Annotated in this window: 20 protein-coding genes, 1 tRNA gene and 1 pseudogene; 14 read left to right on the top strand and 8 right to left on the bottom strand. The window is 62.9% G+C overall.

The window, feature by feature from the left end:
• Both BDO18943_RS08195 and BDO18943_RS08190 read right to left on the bottom strand, forming a co-directional pair.
• Window positions 1-2,211 carry a hypothetical protein gene (locus tag BDO18943_RS08195; RefSeq protein ID WP_175021909.1) on the bottom strand — a complete coding sequence of 737 codons (2,211 nt, stop codon included), beginning with the start codon at window positions 2,209-2,211 and terminating at the stop codon, window positions 1-3.
• Between the two features lie 177 nt (window positions 2,212-2,388).
• Window positions 2,389-2,685: a hypothetical protein gene (locus tag BDO18943_RS08190; protein WP_175021908.1), complete on the bottom strand. Its 297-nt coding sequence runs from the start codon at window positions 2,683-2,685 to the stop codon at window positions 2,389-2,391.
• 140 nt (window positions 2,686-2,825) lie between these two features.
• Between BDO18943_RS08190 and BDO18943_RS08185 the strand changes: the two genes are divergently transcribed.
• Together BDO18943_RS08185 and BDO18943_RS08180 are read left to right on the top strand one after the other, a co-directional pair.
• Entirely contained in the window at window positions 2,826-3,539 is a 714-nt protein-coding gene (locus tag BDO18943_RS08185) for a class I SAM-dependent methyltransferase (protein WP_175021907.1), read from the top strand.
• 156 nt (window positions 3,540-3,695) lie between these two features.
• A tRNA-Pro gene (locus BDO18943_RS08180) sits at window positions 3,696-3,772 on the top strand.
• Window positions 3,773-3,877: 105 nt separating this feature from the next.
• Here the strand turns inward: BDO18943_RS08180 and BDO18943_RS08175 are convergent.
• Complete coding sequence (locus tag BDO18943_RS08175; RefSeq protein WP_175021906.1) at window positions 3,878-4,150, bottom strand: hypothetical protein; 273 nt, start codon at window positions 4,148-4,150, stop codon at window positions 3,878-3,880.
• Between the two features lie 286 nt (window positions 4,151-4,436).
• On the opposite strand from BDO18943_RS08175, the gene BDO18943_RS08170 reads away from it, so the two are divergent.
• The 5 genes from BDO18943_RS08170 to BDO18943_RS08150 all read left to right on the top strand — a co-directional run bounded on the left by BDO18943_RS08170 (window position 4,437) and on the right by BDO18943_RS08150 (window position 9,330).
• The gene (locus BDO18943_RS08170; protein ID WP_175021905.1) at window positions 4,437-5,372 is read left to right on the top strand and encodes a phosphatase PAP2 family protein; all 936 of its coding nucleotides are present in this window, start codon (window positions 4,437-4,439) and stop codon (window positions 5,370-5,372) included.
• A gap of 737 nt (window positions 5,373-6,109) precedes the next feature.
• Window positions 6,110-6,439 (top strand): hypothetical protein, encoded by a 330-nt coding sequence (locus BDO18943_RS08165; protein WP_175021904.1) that lies wholly within the window; start codon window positions 6,110-6,112, stop codon window positions 6,437-6,439.
• A gap of 196 nt (window positions 6,440-6,635) precedes the next feature.
• The gene (locus BDO18943_RS42580) at window positions 6,636-6,830 is read left to right on the top strand and encodes a PAAR domain-containing protein (protein WP_321533530.1); all 195 of its coding nucleotides are present in this window, start codon (window positions 6,636-6,638) and stop codon (window positions 6,828-6,830) included.
• Between the two features lie 473 nt (window positions 6,831-7,303).
• On the top strand, window positions 7,304-8,512 hold the full coding sequence (gene bamC, locus BDO18943_RS08155) for an outer membrane protein assembly factor BamC (protein ID WP_043182564.1): 1,209 nt from the start codon (window positions 7,304-7,306) through the stop codon (window positions 8,510-8,512).
• A gap of 527 nt (window positions 8,513-9,039) precedes the next feature.
• Window positions 9,040-9,330, top strand: coding sequence for a putative quinol monooxygenase (locus tag BDO18943_RS08150; RefSeq protein WP_175021980.1), 291 nt, complete (start codon window positions 9,040-9,042; stop codon window positions 9,328-9,330).
• 40 nt (window positions 9,331-9,370) lie between these two features.
• Here the strand turns inward: BDO18943_RS08150 and BDO18943_RS08145 are convergent, their stop codons facing one another.
• From BDO18943_RS08145 to BDO18943_RS08135, 3 genes are all read right to left on the bottom strand, one after another.
• Complete coding sequence (locus BDO18943_RS08145; protein ID WP_021162409.1) at window positions 9,371-9,628, bottom strand: hypothetical protein; 258 nt, start codon at window positions 9,626-9,628, stop codon at window positions 9,371-9,373.
• A 136-nt stretch (window positions 9,629-9,764) separates the two neighbouring features.
• Entirely contained in the window at window positions 9,765-10,043 is a 279-nt protein-coding gene (locus BDO18943_RS08140; RefSeq protein ID WP_011351789.1) for a hypothetical protein, read from the bottom strand.
• Between the two features lie 220 nt (window positions 10,044-10,263).
• A complete protein-coding gene (locus BDO18943_RS08135; protein WP_175021903.1) occupies window positions 10,264-10,980 on the bottom strand; it encodes a YdcF family protein in 717 nt (238 codons plus the stop codon).
• Window positions 10,981-11,137: 157 nt separating this feature from the next.
• Between BDO18943_RS08135 and BDO18943_RS08130 the strand changes: the two genes are divergently transcribed.
• Window positions 11,138-11,455: a hypothetical protein gene (locus BDO18943_RS08130; protein ID WP_011351791.1), complete on the top strand. Its 318-nt coding sequence runs from the start codon at window positions 11,138-11,140 to the stop codon at window positions 11,453-11,455.
• Window positions 11,456-11,652: 197 nt separating this feature from the next.
• On the opposite strand, the gene BDO18943_RS42575 is transcribed toward BDO18943_RS08130, so the two are convergent.
• Both BDO18943_RS42575 and BDO18943_RS08120 read right to left on the bottom strand, forming a co-directional pair.
• Window positions 11,653-11,904, bottom strand: coding sequence for a hypothetical protein (locus BDO18943_RS42575; RefSeq protein WP_235995884.1), 252 nt, complete (start codon window positions 11,902-11,904; stop codon window positions 11,653-11,655).
• A gap of 201 nt (window positions 11,905-12,105) precedes the next feature.
• Window positions 12,106-12,501: pseudogene (locus BDO18943_RS08120) on the bottom strand (transposase); the annotation flags it as partial.
• Between the two features lie 431 nt (window positions 12,502-12,932).
• Here BDO18943_RS08120 and BDO18943_RS08115 point away from each other — a divergent pair.
• From BDO18943_RS08115 to nusA, 6 genes are all read left to right on the top strand, one after another.
• Window positions 12,933-13,835 (top strand): LysR family transcriptional regulator, encoded by a 903-nt coding sequence (locus BDO18943_RS08115; RefSeq protein WP_089450360.1) that lies wholly within the window; start codon window positions 12,933-12,935, stop codon window positions 13,833-13,835.
• A gap of 80 nt (window positions 13,836-13,915) precedes the next feature.
• Window positions 13,916-15,118 (top strand): pyridoxal phosphate-dependent aminotransferase, encoded by a 1,203-nt coding sequence (locus tag BDO18943_RS08110; RefSeq protein WP_175021901.1) that lies wholly within the window; start codon window positions 13,916-13,918, stop codon window positions 15,116-15,118.
• Window positions 15,119-15,390: 272 nt separating this feature from the next.
• Entirely contained in the window at window positions 15,391-16,422 is a 1,032-nt protein-coding gene (gene scpB, locus BDO18943_RS08105) for an SMC-Scp complex subunit ScpB (protein ID WP_175021900.1), read from the top strand.
• A 60-nt stretch (window positions 16,423-16,482) separates the two neighbouring features.
• Window positions 16,483-18,249: a 23S rRNA pseudouridine(2605) synthase RluB gene (rluB, locus tag BDO18943_RS08100; protein WP_175021899.1), complete on the top strand. Its 1,767-nt coding sequence runs from the start codon at window positions 16,483-16,485 to the stop codon at window positions 18,247-18,249.
• A gap of 455 nt (window positions 18,250-18,704) precedes the next feature.
• Entirely contained in the window at window positions 18,705-19,163 is a 459-nt protein-coding gene (rimP, locus tag BDO18943_RS08095; RefSeq protein WP_014897219.1) for a ribosome maturation factor RimP, read from the top strand.
• Window positions 19,163-20,638 carry a transcription termination factor NusA gene (nusA, locus tag BDO18943_RS08090; protein ID WP_043182579.1) on the top strand — a complete coding sequence of 492 codons (1,476 nt, stop codon included), beginning with the start codon at window positions 19,163-19,165 and terminating at the stop codon, window positions 20,636-20,638. Before rimP ends, nusA begins: the two co-directional genes overlap by 1 nt.
• Window positions 20,639-20,708 lie beyond the last annotated feature (70 nt).

Here is a 20,708-nt window from a genome sequence, read left to right as displayed (position 1 = left end):
TCAACGCGACGCGAGCGGATTCTTTTGCCCCATGTCGACGACCAGCGTGCCGTCCGGCAGCATCCGCACCGAGCCTTGCGCGACCTGGCTGCGGTAGCCGTACAGGTCGAAACGCATCGGGCCGGCCTCGGCCGAATTCCGGATCAGCGCGCGCACGTTCAGTTCGAGCACGTTGAACATCTTCATGTCGCCGCCTTCCATCCACATGTAGCTCGGCGCATCGATCTGCGGCCGTTGCGGTGCGGGCGCGCCGGCCAGGCGCTTGAACGTGAGGCGCAGTCCGTCCCGCTCGACCGTTGCCTGTCCGAGCTTGCCGTTCAGCATGGGTGGCGGGAACACGGTGTATTGGTCGAGCACGAGCGTGTCGCCGCGCAGTTCCGCGCCGCGCCGCTGCAATGGCGTCAGCGAAGCGAGCTCGATGCCGAGCGAACGCAGCAGCTTCGCCTGCGGGATGCCGAGCACCGACACCTGGGACGGGTTGAACGCGAGGTGCCGGTCGTCGAGCACGGACAGCGAACCCTTCATGTCGGTCGGCAGCCAGACGCCCGGCACATGGTTCCACAGCTTGATGCCGCCCTGGACGCGCAGATTGGTGCCGTCCGCGCTCAGTTGCAGGTCGTTCAAAGAACGCGGCGCGTAGTCGAGCAGATAGTTGTTGAAGAGCGCGGACATCGCCTTCCACGACTCGACGACCGTGCCGCCGAGAATCCGGATGTCGTACTGGTTCGGATCGTCGAGGTCGACGGGTTCGCCGGGCCGCCTCGATACGAGTTCCACGTCGAGATCCTCGACGTGAAAGCCGATATCGCCGGACAGGTTGAAGTCGACGTTGCGCAGATGGATCGTCGGGTTGCGGTTCGACACGTGCCGTTCGTTGAACGGCGTGGTCGACGTGCGCCGCATCGCGACCTTCTGCATGCCGGGGTGAACGGTGTTCGCTGCGAGTGCGTAGGCTTCCCAGTGCTGGCGAATGTCGCGCAGCGCATTCTGCTGCGCGGCGAGGAAGCTGTCGTTCAGGCGCGCGGCCGCGTTGCCGAGCAGCGCGCCACTGGCCGGGCCCGCGTACGAAGGCATCCGGATCGCCATCGCACCGTTTTCGTCGAAATTGAAGTAGCCGGCCGAGACCTGGTCGCGATAGTGATACAGGTCGAACACGAAAGTCTGGTCGCGCTTCGCTGGATCGACCGGGCCGATCAGGATGTCCGCGTTCATCGGCATCGAGCGCATGAACTTCACGTCGCCGCCGCGAATGTACATCGCTTGCTGCGGTGCGTTTGCGGGCATCGCGAAGCCGGCATGCGTGCCGTCGTCGAGCTTCAGGTCGAGGCCGGCCGGCGTTACGCGCAGCGCGGTGATCGTGAGCTTCAGGCGTGGCGGCGGCATCAGCTTGTCGACCGACATCACGAGATCGTCGCCGGCGAGCTGCGCGATCGGCGTCTGGACTTTCAGCAGGTCGGCCATCTTCACGTTGGCCGCGTGCATCACCGGCTGCGCGTTGATGCCCGAGACGCGCACGCCCGTCGGATGGAACACGAGTTGACTGCCGTCGCAGATCGCGAGCGTGCCGGTCAGCGAGAACGGCACCCAGCCGTCGCGCTGCATCTCGCCTTGCAGGTGAATCACGCCGTCGCCGGCCGACACGGCGAGCTTGCGCAGCGGCGCGTTGCGATAGCCGAAGATGTAGGTGTTGAAGAGGGCGGTCAGCTTCGCGTTGTCGAGCGTGACCGTGCCTTCATGCACGTCGATCTCGAAACTCGTCGGATCATCGAACACGATCGGCGCACCAGCCTGCGTCGGCACGAGTGTGGCTGACAACTGATGGATGAAGAAGCCGAGGTTGTTGACGATGCGGAAGTCGACATCGCGCAGGAACGTCATCGCGCCATTCTGGCCTGAATCGCGTAGCGTGAACGGGCGCGGCTGCGTGAGGTTGATCGATGCGAGCGACGGTACGGTGCGAGCGACCTGCTGCTCGCGGGCGAGGCGTTCGGCTTTCGCGCGTTCGATTTTGGTCGACGCGATCGACGTGTTGCCGTCGCGCTGCGCGGACGATTCCGCGCAACCGGCACACAGCAGCGCGAGCGCCAGCACACCGCAGCCGAACACGCGGGATGGCTTGGGCGAGATGGGGCGGGCCGCGCGATGCGGGCCGGAAATCCAGTCGAAAATTGCCAAAGGCGAGCGATGGCCGCGCCGGACCGCATTCCGCATCGTCTGTCTCCATGTCTTGTCGTGATCGACGGCAGCGCGCGCCATTGCACGGCGCGAGCGTCGATGCCGTGCAGTGTGGCATAGCGTGCTAGAGCGGCGTTACCAAACAACGGCCGCCCGGGCAGGGTAGGCCGGCGGGCTGCGGGGCAACGGATTCGGGGTGGTGGGGCGGCCAGATCAAACGGTCGTTTGGTTTGCGCGGTCGGTCGTCGGCGGATGTTTCCGCGCCCGGACAAACCCGCTCCAGCCTTGACCAGTGCGGGTTTCGCCGGATACGAGGTTTGAGGGGCAGTGCGGTCGAAGCACGGATGCGATCCGGCCCCGACGCAGCGGCCCGCGGGCCGACCAGGTCAGCATGTGCTCCCGGATCGCGTTCAGCGTCACCTGGTCGAGTTGCAGGCCGTTCGCGATATACGACGTCGTCGAGCCGTACGATGCGATGACCTGGTTAGCGATTTGCGGCGAACCGGCCATCGTCCTTTTCGATGCGGGCGGAGTGCGCGTTGCCGGAATTGGCTGCGCGTCGGGACGGATAGGAGCGGTGGCGCCGGCAAGGTAAGATCGGCATCAGTGGCTGGACGACCAAAGCACAGTAGCCATCACGGGGAAACGTCATGGATCTCAAGGAAGTCGACGTATTGGGTGCGGGCGTGGGCGATCACTGGTACTACGCGTCGAAGGCGAGTGCGATCCGTCGATTCCTGGGGGCGCCGGGCGCGAACCGGATACTCGATGTCGGTGCAGGCTCCGGATTCTTCTCGAAGCACTTGCTCGAGCGTACGCAGGCGTCGGAGGCGTGGTGTGTCGATACGAGTTACGTCGACGATACCGACGGCGAGGCGGCTGGCAAGCCCATCCACTTCCGGCGATCCGTTGATCGATTCGACGCCGATCTCGTGTTGCTGATGGACGTGCTCGAGCATGTCGACGACGATGTCGGCCTGCTGATGCAATACGTAAAGGGCGCGCCGTCGGGCAGCCGGTTCCTGATTACGGTTCCCGCGTTCCAGTTCCTCTGGAGCGGCCATGACGATTTTCTCGAGCACAAGCGCCGATATACGCTCGGCAGTCTCGAGGACGTGGTGCGTCGCGCGGGGCTCGACGTCGAGCACGGCGCCTACTATTTCGGTCTCACGTTTCCACTTGCGGCAGCGTTGCGGCTTGGCGAGCGGGCGCGTCGGCATCCGCGCGAGCCGGTATCGCAATTGCGCCGCCACCATCCGGTCGTCAACGGCCTGCTCAAGACGATCTGCCGGATCGAGTTGCCGATGTTTCGCTTCAACCGCGTCGCCGGCCTGACGGTCATCTGTGTCGCGCGCAAGCAGTGACGGGATGCGGGGCCGTGCGGGCCGTGCGCAAGTCGCCAGGCCATGCGCGTCGTTGCTTGCATCGGCGCTGTCGCGCAAAAAAATTCACAAGAACATTCACAAAATGCATGCGACCCGTTCTAAATCGGGAAACCGTCTGTTATACTTTCTTTCTTTCGGGGCGTAGCGCAGCCTGGTAGCGTACCTGCATGGGGTGCAGGTGGTCGGAGGTTCAAATCCTCTCGCCCCGACCAGACAAGAACCCGCACAGCGTAATGCTGTGCGGGTTTTTTATTTGGTGCTCATTTTTTGGGCAAATTAGAGACCATATTGGAGAATCTCTAATATCGGGCTGCATCCTATGCCGATTTCGGCGTCGGCAGGGGCGGGACGACATTCGATCGCGGCACCTCGGGCGACTTGATGTAGGGCTTGGTCGTCGCGGTGTCGGTGTGAGCGCCGGCGATGCGCTGTTCCTCAATCGCGTAGCCGGCCGGCTTCGCGTCCGTCGGCGCCTTCGCGCGGATATATTTGATCGACGCATCAAACTTTTCGACGCGCTCGATGGCGCCATCCCATGCGTCGCAGTAAACCTGGTTCGCCTTCGGATTGCCTTTCTTGCCTCTGATCACGAACGAGGCGACGCACGTCGCGTTCGATAGTCTGAATGGGGCAACGATTGTGCGAGTGCCAACCGACTACGCGGGTTCCTTCGAACGACGCATGGCGGTCGTGGCGCGGCAACGCCATCTACAACGATGGATATACCGTAACCGCTTCCGTTCCGGGTGCCGGTCCCGCGATGACTGATTCGATGGAGTCCATGACAAACGCCCGGTGAAATTTTTTGCAGGACGTGATTGAATATGTGCCAACAGGGCGGACCCACCGTCAATAACAATTATGGCCGGGGAAAATATGAAAATGAGGGTATTGGGGGCGTTTTCGATTGCGTGGATTCTGACCGTTGTAATGTTCGCTGTCGATTTCGCGACCATGGGCCGGTTTGGGCTATCCATCATTCCTGAATGGTATCTGCAATCGGTCGAGACATGCTTCATGACGCTGCTAATTTGCGGTGTCCTGGTCGGTATCGGACGTATCCCGCGATACCGGATAGTTGCGGAGAAACTTCGCTGCCAGGATGTCGCGCTTTCGATCCTTTGCTTTCGGATTATCGCAATGTATGGGCAGGCTGTAGCGGTTGCGACGTATATCGGAGCGGCCGTTGGCCGTCCCGAGGTTCAGGATGCGCTTCTGGCGTGGGAGCAATCATTTGGATTCGATTGGTTGAGAGCCTATCAATGGATCGTCCGCTCCAATATTCTTCAGCAGGTGCTTGAGTTTGCATATCGAAGCATGGCATATCAGATGGTTTTATTATGCTTCTTGTTCGGAATACTGCGTCGTAGGCAAGAGCTTTGCGAGATGATGTTGATATTCGTGATTTCGCTGCTATTCGTGGTTGCGATTTCGACATGGTATCCGGCGGCGAGTGCGTTCCCGCATTTCGGTATTAAAGATTCGGGGCCGGCATCTCATCTTTCGGATTACTTCAGTGCTAGAAGTGGTGCGCCCATGGTAATGAATCCTATGGCGATGCAGGGAATCGTTTCGCTGCCGTCATTTCACGCGGTCGTCGCGCTGATGTTGATCTTTGTCACGCGTAACCTGCGCTTCATTTTTCCCGTCACGCTCACGCTGAATTTTGTAATGTTGGTATCGACGTTCTCGATAGGTGGCCATTACCTGGCAGATATCGGTGTCGGCGTGATCGTGGGTATCGTGACGATAGGGCTGGTGCGTCGCTGGTTCTCGGTATATGGAACGGTGCGGCGACCGATCCTGACGTAATCTCCTACCTGCTGCATGCAGACACGTGCGCGATCAAATGATTCGCGCACGACGCATTTTTTGCCGCACAGGTGATAGCGCTTTTGAGTGGCCGCATGGGCCACCGAGGGCATCTTGGGTTCCTCGTGTACAGGGAACTGCGCGGAGCGTCTTCTAATATTGACATCTGTGTTTCCCGGAATGCTGCGTCGCTTCGTGCCTGTTTTTTGTGCAATTGATTGGAGGTGGAAGCGAACAACCCTATACAGATCGGCTTCGATGGTCGGTGCAGGCAATTTCGATACAGCGCGAAGAGGCCTGCTTACGCGGGTGCGTCACCGTCCGGCGAGGCATCGCAGCTCACTTATGAGTATGACGCCATTGGGCGCCAACCGGCCAAGATCCAGTCGCATCACGGTCGCGTCTGACGGCTACAACACCGACTGGGCCCGGTGGTAGGTCGCAAGGAAACGCATGTTGTGGGCATGAGTGCCGTGGCTTGCAGCGTTACGGTAGCGGTCATATCCATGGTCTTTACGGAGTTTTCCCTGGAGACTCCTGGGGTGGCGTTTCAGTCTGTCGAATACGTGCATCAACTGTTCGGTGGTTTGCCTGGGCAATGGAAATGAATCTAAAGTATAAAATTCTTTATGTTCTCTCAGCTTTAATTTGTTTGGTATTTGTTTTTGTGGGGCGAGAGGATTTTGTAAATTTTTTGATTGGAGCGAAAAAACGAGATCGCGATTTCGACGCTCAAGATGGAGTTTGGCAAGATAAAAATCCGTGATGGAGATAATTGGAGTTATTTCCCGCAATCGTTCGAGAAAAATTCGGTCAACGCTGTGAGTGGTCATCTTCAGTCGAGCGCTGGCGTAAATGATGTCTTGGGCTATTGCAGAGCGACTTTGCCTGGGTTGGGCTGGATCGAATCTGGTGAGAAGGATAAATATGGCGAGAAAACCGTTAATTTCTGCAAGGGCGGGATGAGTCTTAACATCATTGCCTCGCGTGATGCCGCTGGGGTTGATTATTATATGGGGGTGGCATGGACGGCATCGAAGGGGCTTGATTCATATTTTCCGCAATAAAGTAAGCGATTTTTGGAAAATTAATGGTATTGGCTGCGCTGAATTCCGGTAAGCCGTCAAAAATTTCCATGCTGAGCACATTGTTTGTGTTCGTATATCTCGCATCTGGCGACGGAAAATATTGCTGCTGTGAAAGCCATTGTTCGTAAAGGTGACTCTACAAATCACGGTGGTATTGCGCTCGAAGCTGCTGGCCATGCGAACCTGGATGGCATGGCCTGCGACCGGTGCCGGTCACATGGTTTCGTGCCCTAAATGCGGCGACTCCTATCCGATTGTCCAAGGGGCGAACCGGTGCGCGATAGATGACGGCGCCGTGGCGCTGGATGGCATGAAGACGGCTTGTGGGGCCAAACCAAAGCGGGTGACGCCAATGGATCCGGAGCAGTAATCGATACGACCGGGCGCGGTGACAAGGTGATTTCGAGAGGAGTCCATCGTCGACCCGAGGCACGACAGAGGTTCTCATTGCAAGCAAGGAGAACCGCGGACTCCACCTACTTTGAGCGCCACGCCTGCTTGAGATTGCGGAGGGCTTGGATGGTGGGATTTCGGGCCGCCGATGACCCTCGAGGGCCATAAGACGACCATCGATGAGAGGGGGTCCCGTGCCAAGGTGTGCGACTCCGTGTCAATTGCCATGACGGCCTAGGCCGACGCACCGCCCGGAAAGCCTTGTCCCAACGAGGGTTTGATGAGGTTCAAATCCTCTCGCCCCGACCAGACAAAAAACCCGCGTCAGCTCAGGCTGACGCGGGTTTTTTCTTGCCGGTCGCTTTTTTGCACATCGCGGCGCGGCCCCGGTAAAATGCAAGGTTGATCCACGGAAAGCGCCGTGATTTAGCGGAAGAGGATTCCCCGAACATGACTGATCTTCGTCTTACCATGCGGTTCGCTGCAGTGCTCGCCACCGGCGCGCTCGTCGCCGGTTGCGGTACATCGTCGCCCACGAAAGTGGACTACAAGAGCGATTCGAAATCGAAGGAAGCGTCGCTCGCAGTGCCGCCCAACATGCTCGACGAGACGGCCGATCAGCGTTCGCTGCCGCCCCAGGGCGGCGCGACTTCCCTGTCCGCGCTTCACCAGGTCCAGCAGGCGGCGCCTGCGCTGGATACGGTCGCTCCGGCCGTGGCCGGCATGCATATCCAGCGCGACGGCACCGAGAGCTGGCTCGTGATCGACGGCAAGCTGCCGGCCGATGTCTGGCCGCAGGTCCGCCGCTTCTGGCAGGAGCAGGGCTTCCTGCTCGTCGTCGACCAGCGCGACAAGGGCGTGATGGAAACCGACTGGAACGAAACCCATCCGCAGATCAACGACGGCCTGATCCGTAGCGTGATCTCGAAGGCGATGGGCAACTCGTACGTGACGGCCGAGCGTAACAAGTACCGCACGCGTCTCGATTCGGCACCGAATGGCGGCACTTACGTGTTCATCAGCCAGAAGGGCATGCGCGAAGCGATCACGGGCGCGAACAACGATTCGAGCAAGTGGGAACCGAAGCCGAACGATCCGGCGCTCGAGACCGAATACCTGAAGCGGTTGATGGCCGTGCTCGCCCAGAACGAGCAGCGTGCGAAGAACGGCGAGCCGCCGATCGCGAACATCAAGGACAACACGGTAGCGAAGGACAAGAAGGCCGACACCGACGCATCGTCGAAGGCCGCTGCAGCGATTGCCGCGCAAAACGTCACCCGCACGTCGGCGCAGGGTAACGATGCGGCCGACGCCGCCGTGCCGTCGGAAGTCACGCTCGGCGAGCCGTACGACCGGTCGTGGCTGCACGTCGGTCTCGCACTCGATCGTGCGAACTTCACGGTTGACGATCGCGATCGCACGAAGGGCCTGTATTTCGTGCGCTATGTCGATCCGAAGGATCTGAGTTCGGCCGAGCAGGGCTTCTGGAGCCAGCTGTTCCACGGCAAGAAGGAAAAGCAGGCGAAGCAGTACCGTGTCAATGTGAAGGCGCTCACGGCCGACCAGACCCGCGTTGCGGTCGTCGACGATTCGGGTTCGGTCGACACGTCGTCGGCGGCTCGTCAGATCATGGGGCTGCTCGTGAATCAGCTTCGCTGATTTCGACGTTTCTCCGTGCCCGTGAAAAGCCCGCCACATGGCGGGCTTTTTTCATGGCCGCTCGTCTGCGCACGCGTGTGCGGGAGGTTCGGTCCCTCCTCGTGACGTTACGTAACATCCGCGCGTTACGGCGGCAGAACGTCTGCCACATTGTCACCAACAAAAATTTTGTCCTTATAAATCAATGGGGTGCTCGGCGTGTGGTGGCTGGCATGCAATCTGCTTTATATGTTGGAATCGTTGGAACAGGGAGGATGGCGTCAGATGCCGGGGGTGCGCCGCGAGCGCCCGATCAACGGGATCGACGTCCTCGAATGCCGATGCGACAAGCATCGGCGCAACAGATGACGATCCGCGCCAGCGTGCGGATCTCGATGGCCCCGTCGCCTATCCTCGTAGGGCGACGGTTTCGCCCGCGCTTCTCTGAAGCGCGGGCTATTTTTTTGGGGCCGTCGTGCGGTGCCGTGCTGGCGTAGCCGATGCGCGATTCGCGTATTCTGGAACTTTTCCAGATGAAGGGGGCGGGAATGGCAGAAATTGCAGTCGTGGCGCTGATCGTGGCGAAGCCGGGCGCCGAGGATATGTTGCGCGCCCAGCTCGAAGGGATCGTCGAGCCGACCCGCAATGAAGCAGGCGCATTGCAATACGACCTGCATCGGGACCTGAAGGAGCCCGCGCGGTTCGTATTCGTCGAGCGCTGGGAAAGCGAGGAGGCACTTGCCGCTCATGCGCGCTCCGCGCACATTCTCGCTTATCGCGAAGCGGCCGCGAACTGGATCGAACGTTCCGAAATCCGCGTGCTGTCGAAGCTCGTCTGAGCCGGGTGGGGCGACCGGACGCGTCCGGTCGCGGGGTGCGTCAGTGCGACGTGTTGGGTACGTCGAGGATCAGGATGATCGTCCAGTCGGCGTCGCCGTCGTGATGATACTGGCGCTCTGCGACGATGAACGGTTGCTGCTTGCCTTGGGGGCCGAGGAAAAGCACGTCGCCCTCCATCGGCAGGCACTCGATCGGCGGCAGCGCGAGGAACGCGTCGGCCGAGCCGCGGGGCATCAGTTGCTTGATCTGGCGAGTGGCGGCTTCGGTCCACTCGATGTCGAGTTGAATGTTGCTCATGCTGTCCTCCGCACCGGGGTGCGCACGGGTGGAAAATTTCGGTGCGCGACTTTAGCACAGCGCACGGGCACCGCAACCAAAAAAGCCGAACCCGGTTGCCCGGATTCGGCTTTTCGCTTGTGCGGTGCCGCCGAACTTACTGGCTGGCAGCGTCTGCGGCCTTGGCAGCCTTCTTGCCGGCCTTCTTCGCTGCTGCCTTGTGATGAGCAGCCTTCTTGCCATGATGATGCTCTTCCTGCATCGCCGGCTGTGCGGCTTCGGCCGCTTGCTGCTGCTGCAGTGCTTGTGCGCGCTGCTCGATCTCGGAGATCTTGGCCGGATCGGTGATCGTCTTGATTTCCGTGCTCTCTTGCGCATACGCTGCGCCAGTCAGCGCCGACATCGCTACCAGGATAGCCAGGGACGTCTTCTTCATTGCTTTACCTCCGCTAAGTGGTGATGAACCCGAGTGTTGCCGTTTTGTCTGGCGACTGCAATCGAGTGCGTGTCGAGTGTAACAAAAGTGACGGATCAATGTGCATCCGATCGCGGCACGACGCAAGGCCCCGTTGAAGTCGCGCAACACTTCGTGCAGTTCGTCACGCGCCTGCCATCCTGGGCGCCGCCGCCTTTTTCGTTCCGGTTTGTGCGAGTTGTCAGAACCATCCGAGCCATCGATAGACGTGGAATTGCGCGATGCCGATCAGTTCGTGCAGCGCCTGCTCGGCGTTGGCCACATTGCGCCAGCGCGGTAGCCAGCCCGTTTGCGCGCGTCGGCGATTCGCGTAAACGGGCTGCGGATCGATCCCGAAACGGTGGAAATCGAGCAATGCGCGGCGCATCTGATACGACGAGGTGACGAGAATGCGCGCGTCGTCATACTGTGAGCGTAGTATAGATGCAGTGAATTTCGCATTTTCGTAGGTTGTGCGGCTATCCGGTTCCAGAACGAGATCCGTGGGAGCGATGCCTTCGGCGACGAGTTGGCGCCCGTATACGGCCGCCTCGGTTTCGCCGTGATGCTGCGGGTCACCACCCGACATCACCACGGTGCAGCGCTCGGCCTGCTGCCGGCAAGTGCGATAGAGCGCCGCGACCTTGTGGATGCGTGCGGCTCCGTCAGGCGGTGGCCTTAGCCCGGTGTCGGTGCGCTGCGTTCCGGCGCCGATGAGAATCAGTGTGGTTCGCCCATGCATGTCCGGGTGCTCGACGGGTACGACACCCGCCTCGGTCCAGGCGATCAGCGGCGCGGCGAGCCAGCCTGTCGCGAGCAGCCAGAACACCACAACGGCAACGATCGAGATGATTCGACGCCGCTTGTGGCAGAGCATGAAACAGATGAAGAGAAGTACAAATGAATCGAACAGAATCAATTTGATTGGGGTATGGTGTCTTTTTATGGACGGCTGACGATCCGGCCCTGACGCGACGCCGAACGTCGGCCTCCAGAATCGGTGGCGGTATCGGCTGGCGGAGATTCCGTCCGGCGCGCCGCTTCGCATTGTCGCTGCACTTTAAGAAAGAATCGAGATGGCCACGTATTCCAACGAAGCGGTGCTCGACGCATTGAGACGAGTGCAGTACCGCCAGGTACCGTGGGCACGCCGCCCGGGTGTGTTCGAGTATCTCCGTTCACTCGGGCTGATGGACACGGTCAGGCAGAAAACCGTTGCTCCCGCGCCGGGCTTCCACGCACCGGTCGACATTGCCGTGCTGACCGAAAGCGGTCGAGCCGAATTCTCGCGCCTCGAGCGCGACGAGAAATTACTTTCCTGGACCGATCGCCGCATGGCCGACTACGCATTGAGCGAAGCAAGTGCCGTGGCGATTCTCGAAAGTCGCCTGTAGCGGCCGATCATCCCGTCGCGCGCATCGCCGGGCGGCGGCTGGCGATGCCAAAAAAAAGCCCGTATCGCGAGGATACGGGCGTACCGGATACTTTTGCTGTTGCCACGCTGTGCTCATGGCAACGTTGTGACTCGTCGCATGCGGCGCAGTTCCCGACTGCGGGCATTTTCTTTGGCGAAATCCTTAAATTGGCAGGACTACGGATGGCGCGGTCCGTCGGACGGCTGCGAGCCAATGCGTGCCCGCGCATTGTTGGCGATGTCGCCGCGCAGATCGCCACGCGGCACGGTCTGCCGGCTGGGCGAGTTGGCGGACGGTGGCTGGCGGACGGTGTTCCGGTGATCCTGCTGATGATGGGGCGGCTTCGCGCGATCATCGGCCCGGGCTGGAGCGGACAGCGCCAAGGAAATGACAATGCCGCATGCAACGAGCAGTGACATTGGTTTCATGGCGGGGCTCCCTTCAAGCCGTCGACGCGGCCTGTTGATATGTCGCTAAGGTAAGCGTGGGAGTGCAGGCTTGCTGTAAATATTGGTAAATAGATGTATCTCGGCACGACAACGGTAATCGACGGCAATGCAGGCGTCGCGAACGGGTCGCGTCGCAGAAAGAAACCGGGCGGCCGTAGCCGCCCGATCGAGCATTCGTTACGCCATCTTGACGGGCGCGCGCCAGGATTCCGGATTGGTCCAGAAGGCGCCGCGCAGCCGGTCGCGGCTCGGCGGTGCGGGCGGCTTCGCCGCGCTTGCGCCGATACGCCCGCGCAGGGAGATCTGCCGGCCGCTCGTGCCGAGTCGCTTCACGATTTCGGCGAGCGTGCCGTCCGCCTGCCATTCGTCGAAGCGACGACGGCAAGTCGGCGGCGACGGATAGCGGCCCGGCAGCTTCGACCAGCCTTCACCGGTCGACAGCACCCACAGCACGGCGTTCACCACCGAGCGGGCTTCCACGCGGGGGCGGCCGCGCCGCTCACTCCGTGCGGGTTCCGAGCAAAACAGACCCTCGACCAGCGCCCACTCGTTATCTCTCAAATCGTCGAACAGCATCATGTCCTCACCTCAGCGAAGCTAACTCCGGTGCGCTGCCCTGCGCCGCGCACTCTTCAAGCACTCGATCCTCGAGTGCCGGGTGGGGGCGTCCGGTTGGCCGGCAGCGGCGTTTCTGCTCTTCCGTCCGACGAAACCTGCGCCCTGTGCGCCAGGTAATGCACGAAGCGTGCCATGTCGGAGGTAATTCCCTCGAGAGCCGCTTGGCAGCGAGCTAACGGCTAAGTCAGCTAGGGGCGTATAAGACGCCAAAATAACCCGCCAGCAAATCGGGACAATCACCAATCTTGTGCAGTTCGCCCGCGCCACGTGCGTTCGCGGTTGTATTGCACCGCAGCGAAACATGTGGGGCAGGTGCCTGATTCGCACATCGAAGCCGGATTCGCGCATTAAAATCACGCATCGATATCGACGATTGATGAGGTCGGGAAATGAACGTCACGCTGCGCCAGCTTCGCGTTTTCATCGAGGTCGCGCGGCTCAAGAGCTTCAGTCGCGCGGGCGGCGAGATCGGACTCACGCAGTCCGCGGTCAGCCGCTGCGTGCGCGAGCTCGAAGCCGAGCTCGGGTTGAAGCTGATCGACCGCACGACGCGCGACGTGCAACTGACCGATGTCGGCGCGAACCTGATCGCGAGCGTGTCGCGTCTGCTCGACGATCTCGACGACACGCTGCGTGAGATTCGCGAGATCGGCGAGCAGCGCCGCGGGCGCGTGATCGTCGCGGCCAGCCCGACGATCGCATGCCGGCTGATGCCGCGCGTGGTGGCGTCGTGCGAGCGCCAGTTTCCGTTCGTGACGCTCGGCTTGCGCGACGACGTGCAGAGCGACGTGTTGCGCAAGGTGAAGTCGAGCGAGGTCGATTTCGGCGTCGTGATCGGGCCGCTCACGGTAGCCGATCTCGTCTGCGAATCGCTGATGACCGATTCGTTCTGCCTGGTCGCGCGCGCCGACCATCCGCTCGCGGCGCGTGCCGAGGTGCCCTGGACGGCACTGGACGGCGAGCGCCTCGTGCTCCTCGATCATGCGTCGGGAAGCCGGCCGCTGATCGATGCCGCGCTGGCTGCCCATCGCGTCAACGCGACGGTCATGCAGGAGCTCGGGCATTCGGCGACCGTGTTCGGGCTCGTCGAGGCCGGCGTCGGTGTGAGCGTACAGCCGTGGCTGTCGCTGCCGCTGCCTGCCGGCTCGACGCTCGTCGCGCGGCCGCTCACGCCGCGCACCGAGCGCACGGTCGAGTTGGTGCGCCGCCGCGACCGGTCGTTGTCGCCCGCTGCGCAGGCGATCTGGGAACTCGTGCGACAGATGCCGGCAAGGGCGGAGGATCTCGACTGACGCACAGCGCAGCGCCGCGCGCCGGTCCGGCTTGCGGGCCGGTACACTACGCGGATCGTGTTCCTCGATGGTGGTGCTCGATGACGCATTCCGCAGACTTTCTTCCGGTGGCCGGCGCGCCGGCGGCGCGCGACGCGGTGCACGCGTTGCGACCGTCGTTGATCCGGGAGGTGGCAAACGCCGGCTTTGGCGTGCCGGACATGCTGCCGTTCTGGTTCGGCGAATCCGATCGCGTGACGCCGGACTTCATCCGCGACGCCGCAGCCGCGGCGCTGCGCGATGGTGCAACCTTCTACACGCACAACCTCGGTACTGCGCCACTGCGCGACGCGATCGCGGCCTACGTCAGTGCCCGTCACGGCGCGACGGCGTCCGATACCGTGGCCGTGACGAGTTCGGGCGTGAGCGCGCTGATGCTGGCCGCGCAGATGCTGGTCGGTCCGGGTGAGCGGGTCGTCGCGGTCACGCCGCTGTGGCCGAATCTCGTCGAGATTCCGAAGATCCTTGGCGCGCAGGTCGAATGCGTGCCGCTCGGCTATGGCGATGCGGGCTGGCAACTCGACGTCGGGCGGCTGCTTGCGGCGCTGACGCCCGATACGCGGATGCTGCTGATCAACTCGCCGAACAATCCGACCGGCTGGACGATGTCGCGCGACGACCAGCAAGCCGTGCTCGCCCATTGCCGCCGCCACGGCATCTGGCTGGTTGCCGATGAGGTGTACGAGCGGCTCGCGTTTGGCGCGGGCGGCGCGCCATCGTTCCTCGACATCGCGTCGCGCGACGAGCGGGTCGTCGTCGTGAATTCGTTTTCCAAAGCGTGGGCGATGACGGGTTGGCGCCTGGGGTGGCTCATCGCGCCGGCAGTGGTGATGGGCGACTTGTCGAAGCTCGTCGAGTACAACACGTCGTGCGCGCCCGGCTTCGTGCAGGCCGCAGGCGAAGTCGCGCTGCGCGATGGCGAGCCGTTCGTGCGATCGTTCGTCGCGGCGCTGCGCGATGCGCGCGATCACCTGGTCGCTGCGCTGCGCACTCTGCCGGGCGTCGAGGTGCCACCTCCACCGGGCGCGATGTACCTGTTCCTGCGCCTGCCGGGCGCGGCCGACAGTCTGGCGTTCTGCAAGACACTGGTGCGCGATGCGGGGCTCGGCCTTGCGCCCGGGCGGGCATTCGGCCCGGAGGGGGAAGGGTTCGTGCGCTGGTGCTACGCATGCGATCCGGCGCGACTCGACGCGGGCGTTGAACGGCTGCGCCGGTTCCTCGCGCGCGGCGGAGCCGCCCGCTGAAGCGGGGCCGGAGCGGACACGGCGCGCTGGCGGCAGCCCGTTCGGCTCATCTTTACGCACCGGGCAATTTTGCGTAATATGGCGCTCAGTCACGCGGTTCCGTCGTTGAGCCGTGCTGTTCCGTCCGGTTTGGGCCTGGCCTGAAGTTGGTTCGCCGCCCCCGGTTCGTGCTCCCATCAATATGACCGATCAGAATCGGGCGAGCGCGTCTTCCGTTCCTTTCGTCTGTTTGTTGATCCGGTTCGTTTGACCACAGGGTCTGACCTAGCTGCATGAATACCCAAGAGGCGAAGATCGTCCTCGAGACTGCTTTGATCTGCGCGCAGGAACCGCTGAAACTCGGCGATTTGCGCAAGCTCTTTGCCGACGGCGTGTCGGCTGACACGGTCCGCACGTTGCTCGAAGATCTGAAACAGGATTGGTCCGGCCGCGGCGTCGAACTGGTGGCGCTGGCAACCGGATGGCGCTTCCAGAGCAAGCCGGCGATGCGTCATTATCTGGATCGCCTGCATCCCGAGAAGCCGCCGAAATATTCGCGCGCGGTGCTCGAAACGCTCGCGATCATCGCGTACCGGCAGCCCGTCACGCGCGGCGACATCGAAGAGATTCGCGGTGTGACGGTCAATACGCAGGTGGTCAAGCAACTCGAGGATCGCGGCTGGATCGAAGTGATCGGCCATCGCGACGTGCCGGGGCGCCCGGCGCTGTATGCGACGACCAAGCAGTTCCTCGACGACCTCGGCCTGAAGGCGCTCGATGATCTGCCTGCGCTCGAAGAGCCGGCCGCGAACATCGAGGCTGCGCTGCTGGCTCAGCAGGCAATGGATTTCGACGAGGGCGTGCCGGTTGCCGACGATGCGGCGGGCGATACGTCGCACGCGGACGAGGCATCCGCCGGCCAATCGGCGGGATTGCCGGATGGTCCCGCGGCGGACGTCGCGTCGACGCAGGAAATTCCGAGCCGCGATACGCTCGATGCTGGTCGCGGGCAAACGGAACAATTGGAACAGGCTGGCGCCGAAGCAGTGCCTGCCGGTGTGCAGCCCGAGCCGCTGCGCGCGGATTGGAGCGAGGAAGATCGCAAGCCGGCTGCCGAAACGGTTGCCGGAGACGGAGCGGAAGCGGCCGGCGACATGCCCGGCGAGGCCGGCCAGGCCGACGCCTCCCGTTCCCGTCCCGCGGACGGCGAGATGCTGGACGATACGTCCGACAGTCTCGCCGACGCCGTACGAAGCGCCAGTGCACCGATCGGTGCCGACGCGCTGTCGGACGACGAAGCAGAACCCGAACAGCGTCGCGCCTGATCGCGGCCAACTTCTTGCCGCGCCCGAGCCGGGCGCGAGACCTGACATTTTGAGGTTGTTTTGACAGATATCCACGATATTGAATCGTCCGCGCCTGCCGTGCAGGCAGCGCGTGCCGACGATGCGCCGGAGCAGGGCGCTTCGGCCGAGGGTGGCGACGAGCGTCCCCGCCGCGGTCTGCGGCGAGGCCCGCGTAGCCTGATCGCGCGGCGTCGCGCGGCGGCCAAGTCGAAGGGCGCCGAAGGCGAGCCGCAGAGCGGCGAAAGCGCTGACGCGCAGCCGGCCGAAGCCGACGAAGCGCAGCAGCCGGCGCGTGCGCCGCGCAAGGAAGGGGCGGCCAAGGGTGCTCGCAAGCCTGCTGCCAAGCGCGAAGGTGCGGCCAAGGCCCAAGGCAGCCAGGGTGGCCAGGGCCGTCGCGGCGCTGCGGCGAAGGTTGAAAGCGGCACGGTGAAGGCGGAAGGCGATGCGTCCCAGGACGAGCTGTTCGCCTACGTGACGTCGCCGGCATTCGATGCGGACAATTCCGCGGGCGGTAGCGGCGTGCGTGCGCCGATGCTGCGTCGCGGTCGCAGCCAGCCGGCGAACAAGCGTGTGCTGTCGCCGGACGACGATGCGCCGAAGCTTCACAAGGTGCTGGCGGAAGCGGGCATGGGCTCGCGCCGCGAAATGGAAGAGCTGATCGTCGCCGGCCGCGTGTCGGTGAACGGCGAGCCCGCACACATCGGCCAGCGCATCATGCCGACCGACCAGGTGCGGATCAACGGCAAGCCGGTCAAGCGCAAGCTGCCGAACAAGCCGCCGCGCGTGCTGCTGTACCACAAGCCGACGGGCGAGATCGTCAGCCACGCAGATCCGGAAGGCCGTCCGTCGGTGTTCGACCGCCTGCCGCCGATGAAGACGGCGAAATGGCTCGCGGTGGGCCGCCTCGACTTCAATACCGAAGGTCTGCTGATGCTGACGACTTCGGGTGACCTCGCGAACCGCTTCATGCATCCGCGCTACAGCGTCGAGCGCGAGTACGCGGTGCGCGTCGTCGGCGAGCTGGCCGAAGGCATGCGGCAGAAGCTGCTGCACGGCGTCGAGCTCGATGACGGCCCGGCGAACTTCCTGCGCATCCGCGACGGTGGCGGCGAGGGCACGAACCACTGGTATCACGTCGCGCTGGCCGAAGGCCGCAACCGCGAAGTGCGCCGTATGTTCGAGGCGGTCGGCCTGATGGTGAGCCGTCTGATCCGTACGCGCCACGGCCCGATTCCGCTGCCGCGCGGTCTGAAGCGCGGTCGCTGGGAAGAGCTCGACGACGCGCAGGTGCGCAAGCTGATGGCGACCGTCGGCCTGAAGGCGCCGTCCGAGGAGAAGGGCAAGCGCGGCGGTGCCGGCCAAGCCGAGCGTCGTCAGCCCGATCCGATGCAGACGTCGATGGGCTTCATCGGCCGCGAGCCGGTGCTGACGACGCACGGGCAGCTGGATCAGCCGCGTCGCGGCGGTGGTCGCCGCGGCGGACCGGGTCTGCCGGGTCTGAGCGGCTACGGCAGCCTGCCGGTCGCGCCGTCGGGCTACGGCAATCGCGCTGGCGGCGGCCGGGACGGCAACCGTGCGGGCGGTGGACGCGATGGTAATCGCGCTGGCGGTGGCCGTGGCGATGTCGACGGCAACCGTGCGTCGTATGGCGCAGGCCCCAAGCGCGACAGCGCGGGACCCAAACGCGGCGGCAGTAAGGGCGGCAACCGCAACCCGAACGGCAATCGTGCCGAGGGCGCCGCCAGCAACGGTGGTGGTGCACGCGGCGGCCAGCGTCCGCAGCGCAGCCGCACGCGCAGCCGCTAAGCGTCCAGGCATGCGGCGGTGCAAAGCCGCCGGCGTACCGGAAGGATCGGCAGTCGTCCGGTTCTGTCGGTGCGACGCATTGCGTTTATTGCTTTCGGCTATATATATGTCGCGTGCCGCTGCTTGGCCGTCGGCATAACCGATCACCGGCGTGCCACGATGGCGCCGGTCGATCGGGCAGCCCGATTTCGCATTTTGGGCCCGTAAAGGCAGGCAACGCGCTGCTTTTACCGGCTGGCTTGGCGTTTGCGCCAAAAATCGCTATAATCGCGAAGTCGCTGGGCGTACGGATTCAATGTGCGGCTCAGGTGCGACCACCAGTAAGAAGATGGGCGTTCCGCCCATTTTTTTTTGCTGAAACGGTTAGGCATCTCGGGTAGCGCTTCCTGCGCCGGCTAAGGCGCGCGCCCGCGGGTGAATCGCGAGCGGCGGGCGCGAACACCTGAGAGGACACAGTGCAACTGACGGAACTGATAGAAACCACGGTCACCGGGCTCGGCTACGAGCTGGTGGATCTCGAGCGCACCGGGCGCGGCATGCTTTGCATCTACATCGATCAGCCTGCCGGCATCTCGCTCGAAGATTGCGAAAAGGTCACGCGTCAGCTCCAGCACGTCTTGACGGTCGAAAACATCGATTACGAACGGCTCGAAGTCTCGTCCCCGGGGCTCGACCGCCCGTTGAAGAAGCTGGCCGACTTCGAGCGCTTCGCCGGCAGCGAAGTTTCCGTGACTTTGAAAAAGCCGCTGGACGGGCGCAAGACGTACCGGGGCATTCTGCACGCGCCGAATGGCGAAACGATCGGTTTGGAATTTGAGAGGAAGAAGGGCGAGGCGGCCATGCTGGATTTCACGCTGGCCGATATCGACAAAGCCCGCCTGATTCCGCAAGTTGACTTTAGGAGCCGCAAATAATGAGTCGCGAAGTGTTGATGCTGGTGGATGCGCTGGCGCGCGAGAAAAACGTCGACAAGGATGTGGTGCTGGGCGCCCTCGAGGCTGCGCTCGCGTCCGCTTCCAAGAAGCTGTTCGACGAAGGCGCCGAAATCCGCGTCCATATCGATCGCGAAAGCGGCGAGCACGAAACCTTCCGTCGCTGGCTCGTCGTACCCGACGAGGCAGGCTTGCAGGAGCCGGATCGCGAGATCCTGCTGTTCGAAGCACGTGAGCAGAAGCCCGACGTCGAAGTCGGCGAGTATGTCGAGGAACCCGTTCCGTCGATCGAGTTCGGTCGCATCGGCGCGCAGGCCGCGAAGCAGGTGATCCTGCAGAAGGTGCGCGACGCCGAGCGCGAGCAGATCCTGAACGACTACCTCGAGCGTGGCGAAAAGATCATGACGGGTACGGTGAAGCGCCTCGACAAGGGCAACTTCATCGTCGAATCGGGCCGTGTCGAGGCGCTGCTGCGCCGCGATCAGCTGATCCCGAAAGAAAACCTGCGCGTGGGTGACCGCGTGCGCGCGTACATCGCGAAGGTCGACCGCACCGCGCGCGGCCCGCAGATCGAGCTGTCGCGTACGGCGCCCGAATTCCTGATGAAGCTGTTCGAGATGGAAGTGCCGGAAATCGAGCAGGGCCTGCTCGAGATCAAGGCGGCTGCCCGCGACCCGGGCGTGCGCGCGAAGATCGGCGTCATCGCGTACGACAAGCGGATCGACCCGATCGGCACCTGCGTCGGCATCCGCGGTTCCCGCGTGCAGGCCGTGCGCAACGAGCTCGGTGGCGAAAACATCGACATCGTGCTATGGTCGGAGGATCCCGCCCAGTTCGTGATCGGCGCGCTCGCGCCGGCAGCTGTTCAGTCGATTGTCGTCGATGAAGAAAAGCACTCGATGGACGTCGTCGTCGACGAGAACGAGCTGGCTGTCGCGATCGGCCGCAGCGGTCAGAACGTTCGCCTTGCAGGCGAGCTGACCGGCTGGCAGATCAACATCATGACGCCGGACGAATCCGCCCTGAAGCAGGGTGAAGAGCGCGACCGGCTGCGTGCGCTGTTCATGGCGCGTCTCGACGTCGACGAAGAAGTTGCCGACATCCTGATCGACGAAGGCTTCACGAGCCTGGAAGAGATCGCGTACGTGCCGCTCAACGAAATGCTCGAAATCGAGGCGTTCGACGAGGACACCGTGCACGAACTGCGCAACCGCGCACGCGACGCGCTGTTGACGATGGCCATCGCGAACGAAGAAAAGGTCGAGAACGCAGCGCTGGATCTCAAGAGCCTCGACGGCATCACGCCGGAGTTGCTCGCGAAGCTGGCCGAACACGGCATGCAGACGCGAGACGATCTCGCCGAGCTGGCTGTGGATGAACTGGTCGACATGACCGGGATGGAAGAGGATGCCGCTAAGGCGTTGATCATGAAAGCACGTGAACACTGGTTCCAGTGAGAAATGACCATGGCGCACTGATTTGATGGCGGCCGTATGGCCTGACCCGATGCTAACAGCAAGGAATCGG

It is taken from the genome of Burkholderia aenigmatica (assembly GCF_902499175.1).
GTDB lineage: Bacteria > Pseudomonadota > Gammaproteobacteria > Burkholderiales > Burkholderiaceae > Burkholderia > Burkholderia aenigmatica.
This window is presented reverse-complemented; position numbering and strand designations above follow the sequence as displayed.